Source organism: Streptomyces sp. NBRC 110028 (assembly GCF_001417735.1).
Taxonomy (GTDB): Bacteria; Actinomycetota; Actinomycetes; order Streptomycetales; family Streptomycetaceae; genus Streptomyces.
Genome location: NZ_BBUZ01000038.1, coordinates 66,033 through 87,210 on the forward strand (window position 1 = coordinate 66,033; position 21,178 = coordinate 87,210).

Below are 21,178 nucleotides of genomic sequence, written 5' to 3' on the forward strand. Positions count from 1 at the left end.
GGGCTCAGTCGGCGGGTGCACCGGGTTCGGTCGGCAGGGCGCTGCGGGTCCGGTCGGGGCGGGGGGTGCCGAGGAGCGTGGCGAGGCCGCCTCGGTCGGTGCCGACCTTGCGGTAGACGGCCGACAGCAGCCGGGCCACCTCGCGCTCGGCGAGGCCCATCTCCTCGCCGATCCGGTCGTCCGGCCAGCCCTCGGCGGCCCGCTCGGCGACGGCCTGCTCCTGCGAGGTGAGCGGGCTGGTGTGGTCGACCCGCAGCTGCATGGGGCGCAGCCCGGCGGCGGACAGCTCGTCGCGGGCCCGGGAGGCGAGGGTGTCCGCGCCGCACTGGACCGCGCCCTCCAGCCCGCGGTAGAGCCGGTCCCCGGCCTCCTGGGGCAGACCGACGCGGCGCAGCGCGGCGCCGTGGTCGACCAGCGCCACGGCCAGGTCGTAGGCGGACGGCGAGCGCTCCAGATGGCTGACGGCCTCGGCCAGCAGCTTGATCCGCTCCGAGCCCTGGGCCACGGCGGCGGCGCTGTGCAGCGCCCGGCCGATGGCCGAGTGGGTGCCGAACTGGCGGGCGCGGCACACCGCGTCGTCGGCGACCTCGGCGGCCTGGCGGGGGTCGGTCAGCGCGAGGGCCTGGGCCATGTGGAGCTGCCAGGGGCACCAGGCGGGGTTGCGCATGCCGCGGCCGTCCATCCGGCGGCCGACTTCGGCGAGCTGCTGCCGGGCCTCGCCGTGCAGGTTGGAGGCGAGCAGCAGTTCGCCGCGGACGGTGGGCACGTCGGGGCAGAGCACGGCCTGCGGAAGGATCTCGCCGCGGTGGCCGGCCGCGAACTCCTGCGCCTCCCGGATCCGGCCGCGGCTGATCAGGGTTTCGATGAGGGTGCCGACGGCGGTCCAGTGCGCCGGGGTGGAGGAGCCGACGAGGTCGGCGATGCGCATGCCCTCGCGGGCCAGTTCCTCCGCCTCGACGAGGGCTCCGCGGCGCAGCCGGGCGTATCCGAGGAGGGTGATGCCGAACGCCAGGTGGGAGCCGCGCCAGCCCTTGCGCTCGCATTCCGCTATGCCGGTGTTGAACAGCGCCTCGGCGCGTCCGGGCTGGTCACAGTGGAGGAAGATCAGGGCGACCAGGATCGGCACCTCGAAGCCCCAGTCGTCGTCGGTCCAGCTCAGGCCGTCGCCCAGGGCCTCTTCGGCGTAGTGCAGGGCGGTGGCCGCCGGTTCTCCGCGCGTCATCGCGTCCCAGGCGCGCAGGCCCAGCAGATAGCGCTCGGCCATGCCGCGGCCGGTGAGGTGGTCGGCCAGCCGGGCGAGGCGGCGGGAGCGGGCGGGGGACTCCTTCTCGTCGGCGCGGAACATGTTCCACATGAACTGTTCGGCCTGCATCCGCAGCCGGGCGCGGGCGCTGGTGGCCCGGCCCACCTCGGCCGCGACGACCTGCGCGGCCTCCTCCATGCGGCCGCTGTGGCCGTACGCCTGGGCGAGCCGGTAGATGATCGCTTCGCGCAGGTCGGAGCCGAGGTCCGGCTCCTCCAGGGCGGCCAGTAAATGGTTGACGGTGACGGAGGGCTCGGTGAGCTGGGCGGAGCAGCCCAGCTCGTACAGGACGGCGGCGCGCTCCTCCGGAGCGGGCGGTTCGCGCAGGGCGCGGGCGAGGCAGCGGCGCCCGGCGTCGGGGGCACCGGCCCGCAGATACTCCCGGGCCGCCTCTCTGAGGTGGTGCACCACCCAGGAGTCGCCCTCGGGGTACATCTCCAGCAGATGGCGTCCGGCGGCCGCGGACCCCAGGCCCGCGGCGAGCACCACGGAGGCGGCCTGGCCGTGCATGGCCACGCGCAGGGCGCCGGGGATCGCCTGGTAGACGGCGGTGGCGATGAGCGGGTGGAGGAATTCCAGCGGCTGGGCACCGCGGGCGCCCTGCCGCGGCGGGGCGAGGATGCGGGCGTCCGCGAGCCGCGCCACCTGCTCGGTGGTCTCGGTCTCGCTGAGCCCGGCGACGTTGGCGGTCAGCGACGGGGTGGCCTCGATGCCGAGGACGGCGACGGCCCAGGCGAGGCGGACGGCGGCGGTGCCGAGCCGGGTCAGCCGGTCGCCGAGACCGCTGTCCTTGGCGGCGGCGACCAGCTCGCGCAGCGCGCTGAGGTTCACCGTCTGCGGTTTCAGGTCGCGGTCGCGGACCTTGGCGGTCAGCTCGACGACCTCGAAGGGGTTGCCGCCGGTCACCGCCCAGCACTCGCGGCAGAACGCCTCGTCGGCCTCCTCGCCGAGGGCGTCCCGCACGATCCTGCCGACCCCGGCCGGGGTGAGCGGGGCGAGCACGTGCGGCCGCGAGCCCTGCCGCTCGGTGAGGCCGCGGACCGCGGCGGCGTCGGCGGTCAGGTCCTCCGGGCGGTAGCCGATGGCGACCAGCAGGGGCAGGTCCACGACGCGGGCGGCGAACCGGATGAGCCAGTCCAGGGATTCGGGGTCGGCCCAGTGGACGTCGTCCAGGATCATCACGACCGGGGCGTGCTCCACCGCGAACCGGGTGACCAGCCAGTCCAGGCCGTCGCGCACGCCCTGCGGGTCGGGTGAGCCGCCGCTCCCGGAGACCACCAGGCCCACGGCGGGCGCGACGATGTCGTACCAGCTGCCCAGGATCCTGCGGTGCTCCTCCTCGCCGGTCGTCGCGAGCACGGGCTGGAAGAGCTGCCGCACGACGTGGAACGCGGCGCCCTGCTCGTGCTCGCCGCCACGCGCCGACATCACGGTGCAGCCGCGGTGGGCGGCCCGGCGGCGCATCTCGCTCAGTACCGCGGTCTTGCCGACGCCGCCCGGTCCGGCGAAGGCGATGACTCCGCCGGTGCGGGTGCCGGACGGATCACCGGGATCGGATCCGCACAGATCGGACAACGCGGCGTCGAGCGCCGCGAGTTCCGCCTCACGCTCCAGCAGTGCCCGACGTGTCCGGTCCTGTCGGCCCATCATGTCCGCCACGTTTCGTTCCCCTTCGGCACTTCACTCCGAGCGTAGCCTGTCTGGCACGCTCCGTAGCCCGGTATGCGGGTATTTCCTTCTGACATTGCCACTGGCACACGCCAATTCAACGCGTGCTCTATCGATGGCACGTTCACCGCGCGAGGATGACCGGATTCATCGGGTCGGTCCGTCGCCGCGGGGGCTTGTGGTACGGGCGGCATGGCCTTCCCCGGAACCCGAAGGGGGGCGATACCGCCATGAACCCGACGTACACGACCACGTCGCGCCCGCAGGCCCGGCACGCGGCGCTGCTGAGCCGGGCGGCCCTGCTCGACTTTCCGGCCTCGGCCGACCCCAGCCCCGGAACCGGGGCCGCCAGAGTGCACACCGTCCAATGGCTGTCGCAGTACGGCGTGTTCGGGGCCGACGGCGCGGTCGCCGAGTACGACGCGCTCCGCTTCGACCTGCTGACGGGACTGTTCTACCCCCGGACGACCGGTGCGGAGCTGGCCGTCGGCAACGATCTCGTCGGCTGGTACTTCGTCTTCGACGATCAGTTCGACGGCGAACTCGGGTGCCGCCCGGAGGCGGTGGCCCGGATGGTGCGGGACGTCATACGGGTCACCGAGGAGCCGGACGACGCGCCGGGCCGGGGCGGCGGGCCCCTGCTGGAGAGCTTCCGCGATCTGTGGCGGCGCATCCACGCGGGCCGGCCGCCGGTATGGCGGGAACGTTTCCGCCACCACTGGCTGGAGTATCTGCACTCGTACCACCGCGAGGCGCTGGACCGCACCGGCTCCCAGGGGCCCCCGCCCTCGGTGGACGCCGTGCTGGCGCTGCGCCGCCACTCGATCGGCGTGCAGCCGTGCCTCGACCTCGGCGAGCGCTTCGGCGGCTACGCCCTGCCCGCCACCCTCCACGGCGGCCATCCGCTGGCCCGGATGCGGGAGGCCACGGACGACGTGGTCGTCTTCACCAACGACATCGCCTCCCTGGACAAGGAGCTGGCCGCCGGGGACGTCCACAACACCGTCATCGTCCGCCACCAGCGGCACGGCGGCACCCTGGAGGACGCGGTCGAGCACATCGCGGGCCTCGCCAACGCCCGCTACCGCTGGTTCGAGGAGACCGCGGAGAGGCTGCCGCGGCTGCTCGCCGAGACGGGCGCGGGGGCGCAACTGCGCCGGGACGTGGACCACTACGTGGACGGAATGCGCCACGTGATGTGCGGCAACCTGGGCTGGTCCCTGCGGACGGCCCGCTACGACGAGCGGGGCATAGCGGCGGTCAGCGACGGCCGCCAACGACCGTGGGCCGGACTCAGCGGACCCGGTCCCGCCTGACCGGGTCCGCTACGCCCGAACGGCCCGCCGCGGCGGGCCGTTCGGGTATCAAGGGCATGTGAACGACACACTCGACCTGTGGAAGGCGGGGCTGACCGAGGTCCCCGACGAGGTCTGGCAGCACACCGGTCTGCGCGTCCTGATCCTGGCCGGCAACGCGCTCACCCGCCTCCCGCCCGCCCTCGGACAGCTGCGGCGGCTGCACACGCTGGACCTCGGCCACAACCGGCTCACCGAGATCCCGGAGGAGATCGGCGAGCTGTCGGGGCTGACCCGCTGCCTCTATCTGCACGACAACCGGCTCACCCGGCTGCCGCGCCTCCTCGGCCGGCTCGAGCGGCTGGGCTATCTCAACGTCGGCGAGAACCCGCTCGGCCGGCTGCCGGAGGAACTGGGCGGCATGGCGGGGCTGGTGGAGCTGCGCGCCCAGCACGCCGGACTGACCGGGCTGCCGGGCTCGATCGGGCGGCTCGGCGGCTTGCGGGAGCTGTGGCTGCGCGGCAACAGGATCACCGCCCTGCCCGCCGGGGTGGCCGCGCTCGGTCAGCTGCGCCAACTGGAGCTGCGGGAGAACGCGCTGCCCGGCGTACCCGAGCCGCTGCGGGGGCTTCCGCACCTGCGCCAACTCGATCTGCGCGGCAACCGGATCCGGACGCTCCCCGACTGGCTGACCGAGCTGCCCGCCCTGGAGAAGCTCGACCTGCGCTGGAACCCGCTCGACGACGGCGTCGATGACGGCCCGGCCGTCCGGGCGCTCGTCGAGCGGGGCTGCGTCGTGCTCGGATGAAGCCGAAGCGGGCCGCCGCCACCCGTTGGCGCTCAGGTGAGGTCGAACTCGCCCTCGCGCGCGCCCAGGACGAAGGCGCGCCATTCGGCGGGGGTGAAGATCAGGGCCGGGCCTTCGGGACGGCGGCCGTGGCGCATCGCGATGAAGCCCTCGACGAAGGCGATCTCGACATCGCCCACCCCCTGGCTGCTCGACTGCCACTGGGCGCCCGTGAGGTCGAGGTCGGGCTTCTCACCGTTGCCCCTGAGCGGCTGTGCGGTCGTGGTGGTGTCTGCCACGTGTCGGCTCCTCCCGGATCGTCGTCCCGGCCCCACCCTAGCGATCGCGGCCGGTGCCGGACAGGCCACGAAAGGAGGATGTGAGCGCTCCGGCGGACGTCGTCCGGGTGCACGGCTCATGTCGTGGGAGGGGCCGATCCGACCACCCACATGGCGAAGAACTGCGAGCCGCCGCCGTAGGCGTGGCCGAGCGCCGTGCGGGCTCCCTCGACCTGGTGCTCGCCCGCCAGGCCGCGGACCTGGAGGGCCGCTTCGGCGAAGCGGAGCATGCCGGACGCGCCGATGGGGTTGGTGGACAGCACGCCGCCCGAGGGGTTGACGGGCAGCTCGCCGCCGATCTCGGTCACCCCGGACTCGGTGAGTTTCCAGCCCTCCCCCTCGGCCGCGAAGCCCAGGTTCTCCAGCCACATCGGCTCGTACCAGCTGAAGGGCACGTACATCTCGACCGCGTCGATCTCGCGGCGCGGTTCGGTGATGCCGGCCTGCCGGTAGACGTCGGCGGCGCAGTCGCGTCCGGCCCGGGGCGAGACGCAGTCCTTGCCCGCGAAGAGGGTCGGCTCGCTGCGCATGGCGCCGCCGTGCATCCAGGCGGGTGGCCGCAGGGCGCGGGCGGCGCCGGTGCGGTCGGTGAGCACCATGGCGCACGCGCCGTCGGAGGAGGGGCAGGTCTCGGAGTAGCGGATGGGGTCCCACAGCATCGGCGAGGACCGCACCTTCTCCAGCGTCAGATCGTGCTCGTGGAGGTGGGCGTAGGGGTTGCGCAGGGCGTTGCGGCGGTCCTTGTAGGCGACGAGCGCGCCGACGGCCGGGGGCGCGCCGGTGCGCCGCATGTACGCGCGGACGTGGGGCGCGAAGAATCCGCCGGCCCCGGCCAGCAGCGGCTGCTGGAACGGGACGGGTAGGGAGAGCCCCCACATGGCGTTGGACTCGGACTGCTTCTCGAACGCCAGGGTGAGCACGGTGCGGTGGACGCGGGCGGCGACCAGGTTGGCGGCGACGAGCGCGGTGGAGCCGCCGACCGAGCCGGCGGTGTGCACGCGCAGCATGGGTTTGCCGACCGCGCCGAGCGCGTCGGCGAGGTACAGCTCGGGCATCATGACGCCCTCGAAGAAGTCGGGCGCCTTGCCGATGACCACGGCGTCGATGTCCGCCCAGGCCAGTTCGGCGTCGTCGAGGGCCCGTACGGCGGCCTCCCGGACCAGCCCGGCGAGGGAGACGTCGCGCCGGGCGGCGGTGTGCTTGGTCTGGCCGACGCCGACGACGGCCACGGGTTCTTTGCTCACCGGACGTCCCCTTCCAGGACGGCGACCAGGTTCTGTTGCAGGCAGGGACCGGAGGTGGCGTGGGCCAGCGCCCGGTCGCTCGCGCCGCGGTGGATGGCGGCGGCGGCCTCGCCGAGCCGGATGAGCCCGGCGGCCATCATGGGGTGGGCGGCCGGCGCCCCGCCGGAGGGGTTGAGGCGTACGCCGTCGCCCAGGTCCAGTTCGCGGCGCAGGATGATCTCCTGAGAGGTGAAGGGGGCGTGGAGTTCGGCGAGGTCGGCGGGCGCCTCGAAGGCCCCGGCGCGGGTCGCGGCGAGCCGGGTCGACGGGGAGCGGGTGAGGTCCCGTACGCCCAGGGAGTGCGGTTCGATGCGGTGGTCCATGCCGCGGATCCAGGCGGGGCGGGCGCACAGCCGCCGCGCGGTGTCCCCGGCGGCGAGCACCACGGCGGCGGCGCCGTCGCCGATGGGCGGGCAGTCGTGGCGGCGCAGCGGCCGCACCAGGTACGGGGCTTCGAGGAGGGCGGCGGGCGGGGCGGAGCCGGTCACCTGCGCGTGCGGGTTGTCCGCGGCGGCGGTGCGGCCGCGCGCGGCGACCTCGGCGAGGGCGCGTTCGTCGGTGCCGCCCGCGTCGAGGAGGGCCTGGGCCTGGAGGGCGGCCAGGGAGACCGAGTCGGGCCACAGGGGGGCGACGTAGTACGGGTCGAGCTGGCGGGTCAGGACCTCGGGCAGATCGCCGGGCGAGGACTTGCCGTAGGAGTAGACGAGCGCGGTGTCGGCCTCGCCGGTGAGCAGCTTGACCCAGGCCTCGTACAGCGCCCAGGCGCCGTCCATCTCGACGTGGGACTCGGAGATGGGCGGCCAGGCGCCGACGCCGTCCAGCGCCATGGTGAAGGAGAAGGCGCGGCCCGCGAGGTAGTCGGAGGAGCCGGAGCAGGTGAAGCCGATCTCGCCGGCGCGCAAGTCCACCGCGTCGAGCACCTGGTGGAGGACGGGCATCAGCATCTCGACCTCGGAGACCTCCGCGGTGGTGCGCCGGGTTCCGCTCTGCCCGAAGGCGACGATGGCGACGTCTCGCATCTACAACAGCTCCTTGTAGGTGTCGTAGTCGGCGTCGGGTTCGCCGGTGGGCCGGTAGTGGTCGGGGTAGCGGCCGCCCTCGGCCCATACGGGCGTGACCCGCAGCCCCATCCGCACCTGGTCGTACGGGATGCCGCCGATGCGGCCGTGGAGGGCGAGGTCGGCGCCGTCGAGGGCGATGTGGGCGTAGACGTACGGCACTTCGATGTCGAGGTTGCGGGCCTTGATGTTGACGATGCAGAAGGTGGTGACGGTGCCGCCCGGGCCGACCTCGACCTGTTCGTCGGTGGCGACGCCGCAGGTGGGGCAGGCGCCGCGGGGCGGTACGTACACCTTGCGGCAGGACGGGCAGCGCTCGGCGAGCGTCTTCCGCCCGGCGAGGGCGGCGAGGTAGCGGGACTGGGCGCGGCCGGGCGCGTAGGTGTAGTCGAGGCGGGCGGGGGCGACGATGCCGGTGACGGGGGCGTCGAACCGCCCGTCGTGCGGGGCGGGTTCGGGGAGGTGCGCGGCGTCGTCGGCGTCGGCGTCGGCGGCGTCGTCGGCGTCGGCGTCGGCGTCGGCGTCGGCGTACGGTTCGAAGCAGGCGATGTCGGTGATGGCTCCCTCGCGCTCCCCGGCCCAGCGGACCCGTACGCGCATGCCGGTGTGCACGGCTTCCGGCCCCGGCGCGTCGAGGGCGTGCAGCAGGGCGGTGTCGGCGCCGTCGAGCCGTACCAGCGCCCAGGCGAAGGGGGTGGTCAGGGGCTGGCCGCGGCGCGGGGCCGGGTTCCAGGCCCAGGTGGTGACGGTGCCGGTGGGGGCGACCTGGACGAGGTCGCGCAGTTCGCCGGCGGTGACCGGGTCGTATTCGACGGGCGGGACGAGCACCCGGCCGTCGGAGGTCCGCACGCCGAGCACGGTGCGCTCGCGCAGTCCCGTGAGGAAGGCGCTCTGGACGGGGCCGAGGGAGCGGGTGAAGGGGAACTCGACGACCAGAGGGGCCTGCAGCACCTCGGGGGCGGGAGCCGGTGTCATGGGGGCGTCTCCTTCTGCGGCCGGTGACATGGGGGTGGCGGATCATGCCCGGCGGTAGACCGGTGGGCGTTTCTCCGCGAAGGCCTTCGATCCCTCTTTGGCGTCGGCGGTGGCGAAGATCGGCCAGCCGCGTTCGAGTTCGGACGCGAGGCCGTCGGTTTCAGTCATCTCGGCGGTGTCGTAGACGGATGCCTTGACCGCCTCGACGGCGAGCGGGCCGTTGGCGTTGATGAGTTCGGCGATCTCCAGGGCCTTCTTCAGCGCGGTCCCGTCGGGCACGACATGGCCGATCAGCCCGATCCGCTCGGCCTCCTCGGCGGCGTAGGGGCGGCCGGTGAGCAGCATCTCCAGGGCGTGGGTGCGCGGCACCTGGCGGGCCAGCCGCACCGTGGAGCCGCCGATGGGGAAGAGCCCGCGCCGGACCTCGTACAGTCCGAAGGTCGCGCCGCGGCCCGCCACCCGGATGTCGGTGCCCTGCAGGATCTCGGTGCCGCCCGCGACGCAGTGGCCCTCGACCGCGGCGATCACCGGTTTGCGCGGCCGGTGGTGGCGGAGCATGGCCTTCCAGTGAAGGTCGGGGTCGGCCTCGAGCCGGTCCCGGTGGTGCTGTCCCGCCATCCGGCCGCCGCCCGCGAGCGCCTTGAGGTCCATCCCGGCGCAGAAGACGCCGCCGGCGCCGGTGAGCACGACGGACCGTACGGAGTCGTCCTCGTCGGCCTCGATCCAGCCGTCGTACAGCCCGACCAGCATGGGCAGCGAGAGCGCGTTCTTGGCCTCTGGCCGGTTGAGCGTGAGCACCAGCGTGGCGCCCATGCGCTCGACGATGAGGTGTTCGGTCCCGTGCGGCACGGCAGTCCTCCCGTCTCAGACCTAGAACAGGTTGCAGGAGGGCGGGAGCGACTTCAAGAGAAATCTGATGCTCAGTCAGATTTATTCGGCGCGGCCCTTCCCACCTCTCCCCGGCGGTGCTGTCATGAGCGCCGAGCCCGCCCGATGTCAGGTCAGGAGGAGCCGTGGAGTACAACCTTGCCGACCTGTTCGAGTCGATCGTGGACACCGTGCCCGGCAGAGAGGCGCTGGTGTACGCGGACCACCCGGGCACCGGAGCCGAGCGGCGGCTGACCTACGCCCAGCTCGACGCCGCCGCCAACCGGCTCGCCCACCACCTCGAAGGCAGCGGGATCGCACCGGGCGAACATGTGGGTCTCCACCTCTGCAACGGCGTGGAGTACCTGCAGACCGTCCTCGCCTGCCTGAAGATCCGGGCCGTGCCGGTGAACGTCAACTACCGCTACGTGGAAGACGAGCTGGTCTACCTCTACCGCGACGCCGATCTGGCCGCCCTGGTCTACGACGCCGAGTTCGGCGACCGGGTGGCCGCGGCGCTGCCGCGTACGGACGTCCTGCGCCATCTCGTCCAGGTCGGCGACGGGGCGGGGGCGCCCGGGGCCGTCCCGTTCGCCGAGGCCGAGGCGTCGGGCCCCGACGCGCGCGGCTTCCCGCCCCGCTCCCCGGACGATCGCTTCATCATCTACACCGGCGGAACCACCGGCATGCCCAAGGGCGTGGTGTGGCGGCAGGAGGACCTCTTCTTCTCCGGGCTCGGCGGCGGCGCGCCGACCGGCGTCCCGGTCGGCCGTCCCGAGGAGCTGGCCGAGCGGGTGGCGGCCTCCGGCGACGGCCTGGTCTTCTTCCCCACCGCGCCGCTGATGCACGGTACCTCGACCCTCACGGCGTTCATCGGGCTCAACTTCGGCCAGAAGGTGGTCCTGCACCGGAAGTTCGTGCCCGAAGAGGTGCTGAGGACGATCGAGAAGGAGAAGGTCAGTACGGTCTCCCTGGTCGGCGACGCGATGCTGCGCCCCCTGGTGGACGCCCTCAGCGGGCCCCTCAAGGACATCGACCTGTCACCGCTGCTCAGCGTCAGCAGCTCCGGGGCGATCCTCTCGGACACCGTGCGCGCCCAGTTCACCGCGCTCGCGCCGCACACCCTGCTGCTCAACAACTTCGGCTCCTCGGAGTCCGGGTTCAACGGCACCGCCACCGCGGACTCGGGCCCCGAGAAGGGGTTCCGGGTGAGCGTCCACACCCGTACGACGGTGGTCGACCCGGCGACCCACCGGCCCGTGGCGCCCGGCGAACCGGGCCGGATCGCCCAGCGCGGCCATGTGCCGCTCGGCTACTACAACGACCCGAAGAAATCCGCCGAGACCTTCTTCGAGGCGGACGGCGACCGCTGGGTGCTCCTCGGCGACATGGGGACGGTCGACGAGGACGGCGTGATCACGGTCCTCGGCCGGGGCTCCCAGTGCATCAACACCGGCGGCGAGAAGGTGTACCCGGAGGAGGTGGAACAGGCCCTGAAGGCCCATCCGGACGTGTACGACGCGCTGGTGGCGGGCGTCCCGGACGAGCGCTGGGGCAACCGGGTCGCGGCCGTCGTCCAGCCCCGGGAGGGGGCCGGGGCGCTCACCGCCGACGCGGTGCGGGACCACTGCCGCGGCCGGCTCGCCGGGTACAAGATCCCCCGTACGGTCGTCTTCACCGACCACATCCAGCGCTCCCCCAGCGGCAAGGCGGACTACCGCTGGGCCCGCGCGGTCGCGGCCGGGGACCGTCCCTAGTGCCGCGTCAGTCAGGGTTTGCCCGGTAGCGAGGCGTCCTGGTGCGGTCAGCTGCAAGGCGCCGGATCGGCCTCGTAGTGGGCCTACTCGGCTGATTCGGCAACGCCGCAGATGGCCGTGCCAGGGCGGCGAGCGGGGCGAACCTTGGCTGACGCGGCACTAGCCAGCGGGTGTCCACGGCGTCTCGCACACCGACGGCAGCGCGCGGGTCAGCGCCACCGCGTGCAGCCCGTCCAGCCGCTTCTGGTGACCCGTGGCCAGGGCCCCGGCCAGCAGCCGGGGCGGGCACGAGGGGGCGGTACGGGCGTCCGTGGCGGCCGCGATCGCCCGGACCAGTTCGCCGTTGATCCGGTTGATCTCCAGCCGGACCTTTCCGAGGTCGGGGCGTTCGGTGGGGGCCGAGGACGGGTCGGCCTGCCACCGCCGGTACAGACCGCGCTGGACGACCTTGCTGGCCTCGATCTGGTCACGGAAGATCCTCGACGTCGCCGCCGGGTCGCCGCCGACCTCCCGGGCCTGCTCCGCCACCGCGTCCAGCACCTGCTTCTCCCGGGCCGGATCGTCGATCGGACTGTCGGTGCCCCACTTGGCGGCGGCGACCCGGTCCGCGACCAGCACCCGGTCGGCGGACAGCCCGGCCAGCGCACGCAGTTGACCGTGGGACGGCTGCGCACCAGGCTCAGCGGCGGCTCCTCCCGCTCCCGCGGCCAGCACGGCGGCGGCCGTGGCGACGGTGAGGACAGGGCGCAGGACATCGGTCGGTCGCACGGCGGGGACCCCTCTCTCGGCGGCGCGGGCGGCACGAGCGGTGCGCGCCCAGCGGGAGCGTACGCGGTGATCCGGACACCCCCTACGCGTCCAGGAACTCCCCTATGGCGGCGAGGAACTCCTCGGGCCGGTTCTGGTGGACGCAGTGGCCGGCGTCGATGGTGACCAGACGGCAGTCGGGGATGCGCTCCGCCATGTCGGCCAGCAGTTCCTGCGGGATATGGCTGGCCGGGCCGCCGCCTATCACCAGCGTGGGCGCGGTGATGTCCGAAAGCCCCTCGGTCCAGCGCGGGTCCGGGGCGTTGCGCTGCTCGGTGAACTGCGTCCTCACCGCCCAGTCGAAGGCCATCCGCCCGGTCGGGCGCGGCGGCACCTCCAGCGGCGGGTCCTGGGGCAGCAGCGGCGGGGCGTCCTCGATCACCAGTCGCTCCGTCAGATGCGGGAAGCGCTGGGCGACGAGGTAGGCGACCACGCCGCCGTAGGAGTGCCCGATGAGCGTGACGCGCTCGAGACCGACCGCCGCGAGGAACCCGGCGACCTCGTCCCGCAGTTGCTCCAGGGCGTACTCGCCCGGCCAGTCGCTGGATCCGTGTCCGCGCAGGTCCAGCGCGTACACCCGGCGGCCCGGGGCGAGGCGCGGCGCTATGGCGATCCAGTCGACGCCGTCCTCACCGAGGCCGTGCAGCAGCAGGACGGGCGGGGCGCCCGCCGCGCCCCACACCCGGTACGTCAGCTCGACCCCGTCCACCTCGACACTGTCAAGTGTGTGCATAGGGCCGAGGATACGGCCGGAACCGCTGACGTCACCCCCGTCACACGGGTCGCTCATGCCCGTCCCAGTAGGGTTCGCGCAGCCGCCGCTTGTAGAGCTTGCCGTTGGGGTCGCGGGGCATCTCGGCGATGAAGTCGACGGACTTGGGGCGCTTGTAGCCCGCGAGCCGCTGCTCGCAGTGGCCGAGGATGGCGGCCGCCAGCTCCGGGCCGGGTGTGTGGCCCGGGGCGGGTTCCACGACCGCCTTGACCTGCTCGCCCCAGTCGTCGTGCGGGATGCCGAAGGCGGCGGCGTCGGCGACGGCGGGGTGGGTGAGCAGCGCGGACTCGATCTCGGCCGGGTAGATGTTGACCCCGCCCGAGATGATCATGTCGATCTTGCGGTCGCGGAGGTAGAGATAGCCGTCGTCGTCGAGGATGCCGAGGTCGCCGACGGTGAAGTAGTCCCCGATGCGGTTCTTGCGGGTCTTTCCCTCGTCCTTGTGGTAGCTGAAGCCGCCGGTGCTCATCTTCATGTAGACGGTGCCGAGTTCGCCGGGCGGCAGCTTGTTCCCGTCGTCGTCGAAGATGGCGATCTCACTGATGGGCCAGGGCTTGCCGACGGTTCCCGGCTTCTTCAGCCAGTCCTCGGCGGTGGCGAAGGCGCCGCCGCCCTCGCTGGCCGCGTAGTACTCCTCGACGCAGCCGCCCCACCAGTCGATCATGGCGCGTTTCACGTGGTCGGGGCAGGGCGCGGCGCCGTGGATGGCGTGGCGCATCGAGGAGACGTCGTAGGACGCCCGCACCTCCTCGGGGAGGGCGAGCAGCCGGTGGAACTGCGTGGGCACCATATGGGTGTGGGTGCAGCGGTGGGTGTCGATGAGCCGCAGCATCTCCTGGGGCGTCCACTTGTCCATGAGCACCAGGGGGTGGCCGATGTGCAGGGACGAGGACGCGAACTGCAGGACGGCCGTGTGGTAGAGCGGTGAGCACACCAGGTGGACGTTGTCGGGTTCCTCGGCGCGGGGCCGGATGCCGAAGAAGCGCAGGAAGCCGCCGAGGTGGCCTTCCTCGGGGAGCCTTCCGGTCAGCGGGCGCCGGATGCCGCGCGGGCGTCCCGTCGTACCGGAGGTGTAGTTCATGACCCAGCCCAGTTCGCGGTCGGCGGGCGGCTCCGGTGACTGTCCCCGGAGGAGTTCGGCGTACGGGCGAAAAGCCTCGACGGCGCCGACCGCGTAGCGGTGGGTGGCGGGCAGCCCGGCCTCGTCGGCGGCCAGGGCGGCCTGGGTGCCGAAGCGTTCGTGGGCGATCAGCACCTTGGCGCCCGAGTCGGAGACGATCCAGGCGATCTCGGGGCCGACCAGGTGGTGGTTGACGGGCACGAGGTAGAACCCGGCCTGGGTGGCGGCGAGCGCGGCGGTGAAGAACTCGACCCCGTTGGGCAGGACGACGGCGAAGGCGTCGCCGCGCCGGAGCCCGGCGGCGCGCAGTCCGCCGACGAGCTGGTTGCACGCGGCGTGCAGCCGGGCGGCGGTCCACTCCTCGCCGTCGGGGGCGATCAGGACGACACGGTCGGGTTCGTGTCCGGCCTGCGCCCAGAAACCGACGGGGATCGTGGGGGTGGGGTCGGTGGTGGCGGTCATCGGTCGTCGTCCTCCTCAGTCCCGTCCGGCGATACGGTTGACGCGGTCGATGGCACGTTCGAAGCCCCTGGTCAGATCGTCGAAGACGGCCCGCACGCTGCGCGTGGAGGTCATCCGGCCGACGATCTGCCCGACCGGCGTGCCGAGCAGCGGTTCCACCTCGTACTTCTGGATGCGCGAGACGGCCTCGGCGACCAGCAGCCCCTGGAGCGGCATCGGCAGCGGCCCCGGGCCCTGCGGATCGTCCCAGGCGTCCGTCCAGGCGGTGCGCAGCTGGCGGGCGGGCTTGCCGGTGAGGGCGCGGGAGCGCACCGTGTCGCCGGATCCGGCGGCGAGGAGCTTGGCGGTGAGCGCGGCCGAATGCAGTTCGGCCTCCTCGGTGGTGAGCCAGATCGAGCCGAGCCACACCCCCTGGGCGCCGAGCGCGAGCCCGGCGGCGATCTGTTCGCCGCTGCCGATGCCGCCCGCGGCGAGCACGGGCAGCGGGTCGACGGCCTCGACGACCTCGGGGGTGAGCACCATGGAGGCGATCTCGCCGGTGTGGCCGCCGGCCTCGTAGCCCTGCGCGACGACGACGTCCAGGCCCGCGTTCTTGTGGTGCAGGGCGTGGCGCGCGCTCCCGGCCAGCGCGGCGACCAGGATGCCGCGGTCATGGGCGCGGGCGACGACATCGGCGGGCGGCGAGCCGAGCGCGTTGGCCAGCAGCTTGACGGGGTAGTCGAAGGCGACGTCGAGCTGGCTGCGGGCGACCTGCTCCAGCCAGCCGGTGATGCGCCAGCCGGACGCCTCGCCCTCGGCCAGTTCGGGCACCCCGTGCTTGGCCAGGGTCTCCGCCACGAACGCGCGGTGCTCCTGCGGGATCATCGCCTCGATGTCGGCCTCGCTCACCCCCTCGACCTTCTTCGCGGGCATCACGACGTCGAGGCCGTACGGTTTGCCGTCGGTGTGCTCCTGCATCCAGTCCAGGTCACGGGCCAGATCCTCGCCCGCGGCGTAGCGGACCGCGCCGAGCACGCCGAACCCCCCGGCCCGGGTGATCGCCGCGGCCACGGCGGGGAACGGCGTGAAGCCGAAGATGGCGTGCTCGACACCCAGCCTTGTGCTCAGCTCCGTCTTCATGCGGGGCAGGATGCCGCAGGGGGCCGGGGAGCGGAAGAGTTTTTCTGACGTCTCGTCAGATTCTTTCGGGCATCGACCCGGCTACTTCCCCAGCACCGCCATCGCCGCGTTGTGGCCGGGGATTCCGCTGACCCCGCCGCCCCGCACCGCGCCCGCGCCGCACAGCAGCACATTGGCGTGGCGCGTCTCCACGCCCCAGCGGCCGGTGCCCTCCTGGGCGTACGGGAAGGCCAGCTCGCGGTGGAAGATGTTCCCCCCGGGCAGCCGCAGTTCGCGGTCCAGGTCCAGCGGGCTCTTGGCCTCGACGCACGGCCTGCCGTCGGCGTCGTACGCGAGGCAGTCGGCGATCGGTTCGGCGAGGTGGGCGTCGAGCTGGGCGAGGGTGTCCCCCAGCAGGGTCTCGCGGGTCCCCTCGGGGTCGTCGGCGAACAGCCGGGCGGGGGTGTGCAGCCCGAACAGGGTGAGGGTCTGGTAGCCGCGCGCGGCCAGGTCCGGGCCGAGGATCGACGGGTCGGTCAGCGAGTGGCAGTAGATCTCCGACGGTGGCCGCCGCGGCAGCTCCCCCGCGGCGGCCTGCCGGTACGCCGCCTCCAACTCGCCGTAGCCCTCGGCGATGTGGAACGTCCCGGCGAACGCCTCGCGCGGATCCGCCTCGGGGTCCCGCAGCGCGGGCAGCCGCCGCAGCAGCATGTTCACCTTCAGCTGCGCGCCCTCGGCGGGCGGGGCGGGCGGCTCCTCGCCGAGCAGCCGCGCCAGCTCGCGCGGGGCGGCCCCGACCAGCACATGGCGGGCGCCCACGACATGCTCGCCGTCCCGGTCCTCGTAACGCACCTCGGCCGCCGTCCCGTCGGTGGCGATCCCCGTGACCTCGCAGCCGGTCGCGATCCGCGCGCCCGCCACGCCCGCCGCGTGCGCGAGGGCGTCGGTGAACGCGCCCATGCCGCCCACGGGCACGTCCCAGTCGCCGGTGCCGCCGCCGATCACGTGGTAGAGGAAGCAGCGGTTCTGCCGCAGCGAGGGGTCATGGGCGGAGGCGAAGGTGCCGATCAGCGCGTCGGTGAGCACCACGCCCCGCACCAGGTCGTCCTCGAACGCCGCCTCGACCGCCTCCCCCAGCGGCCGCTCGAACAGCGCCTCCCACGCCGCGTCGTCCCCGATCCGGGCCCGCAGCGCCTCCCGGTCGGGCAGCGGCTCGGTCAGCGTCGGGAACACCCGCTCGGCGACCCGCCCGGTCATCCCGTAGAACCGCTCCCAGGCCGCGTACTCCCGCTCCCCGCCGGTCAGCCGCGCGAACGCCTCCCGGGTCCGGGCCCCGCCGCCGGTCTCCACCAGCAGCCCGGCCGGCCGCCCGCCCCGGACGGTGGGGGTGTACGAGGAGACGGACCGCTTGCGGACCGCGAACCGCAGCCCCAGGTCGTCGACGATGCGCCGGGGCAACAGGCTGACCAGGTACGAATAGCGCGAGAGCCGGGCGTCCACCCCGGCGAACGTGCGCTCGGACACGGCCGCGCCGCCGATGTGGTCCAGCCGCTCCAGCACCCGCACGCTACGGCCCGCCCGGCCCAGATAGGCGGCGGCGACCAGGGCGTTGTGGCCGCCGCCGACGATGACGACGTCGTAGGCATCGCTGTCAGACATGCCCCCTGCGTAGCACGGGGTGATCGCCGCGGCTACCCGGCCTTCCTGGCCGCGGCCGTGTCGTGGCGGAGGGCGCGGGGCGAGGGGCGGGTGCCCGGGCCGAGCCGTTCCACCGCCCGCAGGATGTGCTTCGGCGGCAGCTGCCAGCGCACCGTGGCCGGGATGCGCCGCAGCGCCCGGCCCGTCGCCCGCAGCCGCCGGGTGACGGTCGCGGGGGCGGGCGCGGGCCGCCCGTACAGCGCGTGGGCGTAACGCGGCAGGGAGGCGTAGGCCAGTGCGGCGAAGCGCCCCCAGACCAGATCGCGCGCCGGGACGAGCAGGGGCGGGACCGGGGGCCTGCGCAGAAAGGCGTCGACCTCGCGGGCCTCGGGGGTGACGGCGAGTCCGGGGCGCACCGTCGCGAAGTACGCGCGCAGTTCCGCCGTATCGGCAGGCACCCCGGCGGGATCGAGCCCGACCAGGCGGGCGGATTCCCGGTTCTCGGCCACATAGGCGTCCGCCTGGGCGTCGGTGAGGGGATAGCCGGAGCGGCGTACGACATGGAGGTACGAGGCGACCTCGGCGCAGTGCACCCACAGCAGCAGGCCGGGCTCGTCCACGGCGTGCCGGGCGCCGGTGCCGGGGTCGGTCACGGAGAGCCCGCGGTGAATGCCCCGCACCCGGGCACCGGCCCGCTCGGCGGCCTCGGTGGTGCCGTAGGTGATGGTCGCGACGAACCGGGCGGTGCGCAGCAGACGGCCCCAGGCGTCCTGGCGGAAGTCGGAGTTCTGGAGGACACCGCGCACCGCGAGCGGATGCAGGGCCTGCAGATAGAGCGCGCGGACCCCGGCGATCCACATCATCGGGTCGCCGTGCATCTGCCACGTCACGGATGCCGGACCGTACAGCCCCGGGTCGGGGTCCGGTATGCCCCGCCGTACGATCGCCGCCATGGCCGACCACCTCCTGCGGCCAGCCTAGGCGGCCCTGGTGGCCGCCGGGGCGAGAGTGGCCGGGACGAGACGGACGGCCATGACCGCCGCCATCGGTGCGGCGCTGTGCGCGCCGAACAGCCCGACCAGCACCACACGAGCAGCCGGGCCCGTTGCGGGGACATGGCGCGCGGGACACGGGCGGCTTCCCCGGTGCGGTGAGTTCACTTCACACGCTCGGTCAGTCGGGCTGCTTCTCCATATGCGCGAGGACACGGTTCGAGATCCGGGCGAGCGCGTCGAGGTCTTCAGGGGTGAGGGCGTCGATGAACAGTCGGCGAACGTGCTCGACGTGCAGGGGCGCGGCGTCCTCGATCGCCTTGCAGCCGGCCGCGGTGGCGACGATGAACGCCCCGCGCCCGTCGTCGGGACAATCTTCCTTGGTCACCAGTCCGCGCTTCGCCATCCGCCTGACCTGGTGGGACATGCGGCTCTTCTCCCACTCCAGCAGCTTCGCCAGGTCCATGAAGCGCGTCCGCCCGCCGCCGGTTTCGGTGAGCTTGGCCAACACGATGTAGTCGGAGGCGGACATCCCGGAGTCGGCCTGGACTCGGCGGGAAAGCCGTCCGATGAGCTTCTCCTGCATGTGGATGAAGCTGTCCCAGGCGGCCTTCTGCTGCGACGTCAGCCAGCGAGGCGTTGCGTTCATGGAGGGAGCGTAACGGTGCGACTCGGACGGGTGTCCGCCCACCCGGCACGTACCCGGAAGTCGCCTTCCACGACAGCTAGTTGACACATCAAGCACATGCGCTTAGCTTAGTTGTCACATCAACTACATGCCGCGGGGCCGTCAGGCGGTCAGCCCGCACGGGGTACGCCGCAGGCAACGAGCCTTCGGCGTACCGCCCGGCACCCCCGGACACGAAGCCCCGGAAGGGGAATCCCATGAGCACCGAGAACAAGGCCGGACTCGACGCCCTGCTGACGCCCGAGGAGAGCGTGCTCGTACTGATCGACCACCAGCCGTTCCAGTTCGCCAACCTGAACAGCCACGACCCGACGATGATCGTGAACAACGTCGTTGGACTCGCCAAGATCGCCAAAGTGTTCGACGTGCCGACCATCCTGACCACCGTGCTGGAGGAGCGCGGCGGCCACCTCATCCAGGGACTGCGGGACGTGTTCCCGGAGCAGAAGCCGATCAACAGGACCTTCATCAACACCTGGCAGGACGAGCGCGTCGTGGATGCCGTCAAGGCGACCGGGCGCAAGAAGCTGATCATCGCTGGCCTCTGGACGGAGATCTGCCTGGCGATGCCGGCCATACAGGCAGCGGGCGAGGGCTTCGAGGTCTTCGCCGTCACCGACGCCTCGGGCAGTGCCTCGAAGGAGGCGCACGACATGGCCGTGCGCCGCATGATCCAGGCGGGCGTGGTTCCGATCACCTGGCAGGCCGTGATGGGCGAGTGGCAGCGCGACTGGGCCCGCGAGAAGACCGTGCCGGGCGCCGCCGAGGTCCAAGCGCAGCACGGCGGCGCCTCCGGTGTGGCCTTCGCCTGGGAGATGCAACTCCTCGCCCAGCGCGCCGGAAGCGGCGCCTGACATGACTGCCGCGCCGGTTCCCCTCCGCATCGGGTACTGCTTGTCGGCGACCGCTTCCCTCGCGGACAACAGCCGGCCGGCCCGCCTCGCCCGGAAAATCTGCCGCGAGGGCATCAACAGCCGAGGCGGACTGCAAGGAGTTTCCGGCCATGGGGTCGGTCAATTCCAGAACCAGCCGGTCAGCGGCGCACCCGTGGCATGCCCAGGCCGATCCAGGAGATGATCTCCCGCTGGATCTCGTTGTTGCCGCCGCCGAAGGTGAAGACGACCGCGCTGCGGTAGCCGCGTTCCAGCTCGCCGTGGAGGACCGCACCGGCCGAGCCCTCCTTGAGCGGGCCCGCGGCGCCGACGACCTCCATGAGCCAGGCGTAGGCGTCGCGGCGCGCCTCGGAGCCGTAGACCTTGACGGCGGAGGCGTCCTGCGGGGTCAGGGTGTCGCGCTGGAGGGCGTCCACCATCTGCCAGTTGAGCAGCTTCATGGCGTCCAGCCGGGCGTGGGTGCGGGCCAGCCGGGCGCGTACCCACGCCAGGTCGATGACCCGGCGGCCGTCCGGGAGCTTGGTTTCGGCGGCCCACTGCCGGACGCCGCGCAGGGCGCGGATGGCCATGGTGCCGTGGGCGGCGAGGGTGACGCGTTCGTAGTTGAGCTGGGTGGTGATCATGCGCCAGCCCTCGTTCTCGGCGCCGACGCGGCGGGTGGCCGGGACCCGGATGTCCTCGTAGTAGCTGGCGGTGGTGTCGTGGGAGGCGAGAGTGGTGATGACGGTGCGGGAGTAGCCGGGGTCGGTGGTGGGGACGAGCAGGATGCTGATGCCGTGGTGGGGCTTCGCGTCGGGGTCGGTGCGGACGGCGAGCCAGACCCAGTCGGCGGTGTCCCCGTTGGTGGTCCAGGTCTTCTGGCCGTTCACCACGTAGTCGTCGCCGTCCCGTACGGCGCGGGTCGTGAGGGCGGCGAGGTCGGTTCCGGCGTCGGGCTCGCTGTAGCCGATCGCGAAGTCGATCTCGCCGGAGAGGATGCGCGGCAGGAAGTACCGCTTCTGCTCGTCGGTGCCGTGGCGCGTGAGCGTGGGGCCGACCGTGTTGAGGGCCATCAGCGGCAGCGGTACTCCCGCCTGGGCGGCCTCGTCGAAGAAGATGAACTGTTCGACCGGGCCCAGTCCCCGCCCGCCGTACTCCCGGGGCCAGCCCACGCCCAGCCAGCCGTCGGTGCCGAGGCGGCGGATGGTCTCGCGGTAGAACCGCTTCTGCCCGGCGGGGTCGGCGTAGCGGGCGTAGGCGTCATCGGGGACCAGCTCGGCGAAGTAGGTGCGCAGCTCGGTTCGTAACTGCCGCTGCTCATGGGTGTATTCGAGGTCCACGGCCCCTCCTGGAGTCTCGCGTGCGCCACGACGGCGGTCTGGGAGCGTCCTGGGATCG

At 72.9% G+C, this 21,178-nt stretch carries 18 protein-coding genes; 4 read left to right on the plus strand and 14 right to left on the minus strand.

The genetic code is table 11. The annotated features are described in order from the left end of the window. Positions 1 to 4: 4 nt before the first annotated feature. The gene (locus ASC60_RS30240) at positions 5 to 2,950 is read right to left on the minus strand and encodes an AAA family ATPase (RefSeq protein ID WP_055556611.1); all 2,946 of its coding nucleotides are present in this window, start codon (positions 2,948 to 2,950) and stop codon (positions 5 to 7) included. A 251-nt stretch (positions 2,951 to 3,201) separates the two neighbouring features. Here ASC60_RS30240 and ASC60_RS30245 point away from each other — a divergent pair, with 251 nt between their 5' ends. Next, a complete protein-coding gene (locus ASC60_RS30245; RefSeq protein WP_055556517.1) occupies positions 3,202 to 4,287 on the plus strand; it encodes an isoafricanol synthase in 1,086 nt (361 codons plus the stop codon). A gap of 58 nt (positions 4,288 to 4,345) precedes the next feature. After that, positions 4,346 to 5,074, plus strand: a complete 729-nt coding sequence (locus ASC60_RS30250) for a leucine-rich repeat domain-containing protein (protein WP_055556518.1) — start codon at positions 4,346 to 4,348, stop codon at positions 5,072 to 5,074. A gap of 32 nt (positions 5,075 to 5,106) precedes the next feature. Here ASC60_RS30250 and ASC60_RS30255 read toward each other — a convergent pair whose 3' ends face one another. From ASC60_RS30255 to ASC60_RS30275, 5 genes are all read right to left on the minus strand, one after another. After that, positions 5,107 to 5,352 (minus strand): DUF397 domain-containing protein, encoded by a 246-nt coding sequence (locus ASC60_RS30255; protein ID WP_055556519.1) that lies wholly within the window; start codon positions 5,350 to 5,352, stop codon positions 5,107 to 5,109. 116 nt (positions 5,353 to 5,468) lie between these two features. Then, on the minus strand, positions 5,469 to 6,635 hold the full coding sequence (locus ASC60_RS30260; protein WP_055556520.1) for a thiolase domain-containing protein: 1,167 nt from the start codon (positions 6,633 to 6,635) through the stop codon (positions 5,469 to 5,471). Continuing rightward, a complete protein-coding gene (locus ASC60_RS30265) occupies positions 6,632 to 7,693 on the minus strand; it encodes a thiolase domain-containing protein (RefSeq protein ID WP_055556521.1) in 1,062 nt (353 codons plus the stop codon). Before ASC60_RS30265 ends, ASC60_RS30260 begins: the two co-directional genes overlap by 4 nt. Further along, the gene (locus ASC60_RS30270) at positions 7,694 to 8,707 is read right to left on the minus strand and encodes a Zn-ribbon domain-containing OB-fold protein (protein WP_055556523.1); all 1,014 of its coding nucleotides are present in this window, start codon (positions 8,705 to 8,707) and stop codon (positions 7,694 to 7,696) included. Between the two features lie 42 nt (positions 8,708 to 8,749). After that, positions 8,750 to 9,556, minus strand: coding sequence for a crotonase/enoyl-CoA hydratase family protein (locus ASC60_RS30275; RefSeq protein ID WP_079038717.1), 807 nt, complete (start codon positions 9,554 to 9,556; stop codon positions 8,750 to 8,752). A gap of 164 nt (positions 9,557 to 9,720) precedes the next feature. On the opposite strand from ASC60_RS30275, the gene ASC60_RS30280 reads away from it, so the two are divergent. Further along, on the plus strand, positions 9,721 to 11,331 hold the full coding sequence (locus tag ASC60_RS30280; RefSeq protein WP_055556525.1) for an acyl-CoA synthetase: 1,611 nt from the start codon (positions 9,721 to 9,723) through the stop codon (positions 11,329 to 11,331). 159 nt (positions 11,332 to 11,490) lie between these two features. Here ASC60_RS30280 and ASC60_RS30285 read toward each other — a convergent pair whose 3' ends face one another. The 7 genes from ASC60_RS30285 to ASC60_RS30315 form a co-directional block, all read right to left on the minus strand. After that, positions 11,491 to 12,099, minus strand: a complete 609-nt coding sequence (locus tag ASC60_RS30285) for a chorismate mutase (protein WP_234357199.1) — start codon at positions 12,097 to 12,099, stop codon at positions 11,491 to 11,493. A gap of 82 nt (positions 12,100 to 12,181) precedes the next feature. After that, positions 12,182 to 12,871 carry an alpha/beta fold hydrolase gene (locus ASC60_RS30290; protein ID WP_055556527.1) on the minus strand — a complete coding sequence of 230 codons (690 nt, stop codon included), beginning with the start codon at positions 12,869 to 12,871 and terminating at the stop codon, positions 12,182 to 12,184. Positions 12,872 to 12,911: 40 nt separating this feature from the next. After that, a complete protein-coding gene (locus tag ASC60_RS30295) occupies positions 12,912 to 14,492 on the minus strand; it encodes an acyl-CoA synthetase (RefSeq protein ID WP_055556529.1) in 1,581 nt (526 codons plus the stop codon). Positions 14,493 to 14,507: 15 nt separating this feature from the next. Continuing rightward, complete coding sequence (locus tag ASC60_RS30300; protein WP_055556531.1) at positions 14,508 to 15,611, minus strand: nitronate monooxygenase family protein; 1,104 nt, start codon at positions 15,609 to 15,611, stop codon at positions 14,508 to 14,510. An 81-nt stretch (positions 15,612 to 15,692) separates the two neighbouring features. Beyond that, positions 15,693 to 17,249, minus strand: a complete 1,557-nt coding sequence (locus ASC60_RS30305; RefSeq protein ID WP_055556533.1) for an NAD(P)/FAD-dependent oxidoreductase — start codon at positions 17,247 to 17,249, stop codon at positions 15,693 to 15,695. A gap of 32 nt (positions 17,250 to 17,281) precedes the next feature. Then, entirely contained in the window at positions 17,282 to 18,181 is a 900-nt protein-coding gene (locus ASC60_RS30310; RefSeq protein WP_055556535.1) for an oxygenase MpaB family protein, read from the minus strand. A gap of 220 nt (positions 18,182 to 18,401) precedes the next feature. Beyond that, positions 18,402 to 18,869 carry a MarR family winged helix-turn-helix transcriptional regulator gene (locus ASC60_RS30315; protein ID WP_055556537.1) on the minus strand — a complete coding sequence of 156 codons (468 nt, stop codon included), beginning with the start codon at positions 18,867 to 18,869 and terminating at the stop codon, positions 18,402 to 18,404. Positions 18,870 to 19,105: 236 nt separating this feature from the next. Between ASC60_RS30315 and ASC60_RS30320 the strand changes: the two genes are divergently transcribed. After that, positions 19,106 to 19,762 carry a hydrolase gene (locus ASC60_RS30320; protein WP_055556539.1) on the plus strand — a complete coding sequence of 219 codons (657 nt, stop codon included), beginning with the start codon at positions 19,106 to 19,108 and terminating at the stop codon, positions 19,760 to 19,762. Between the two features lie 179 nt (positions 19,763 to 19,941). Here the strand turns inward: ASC60_RS30320 and ASC60_RS30325 are convergent, their stop codons facing one another. After that, entirely contained in the window at positions 19,942 to 21,120 is a 1,179-nt protein-coding gene (locus tag ASC60_RS30325; RefSeq protein WP_055556541.1) for an acyl-CoA dehydrogenase family protein, read from the minus strand. Between the last annotated feature and the right edge of the window lie 58 nt (positions 21,121 to 21,178).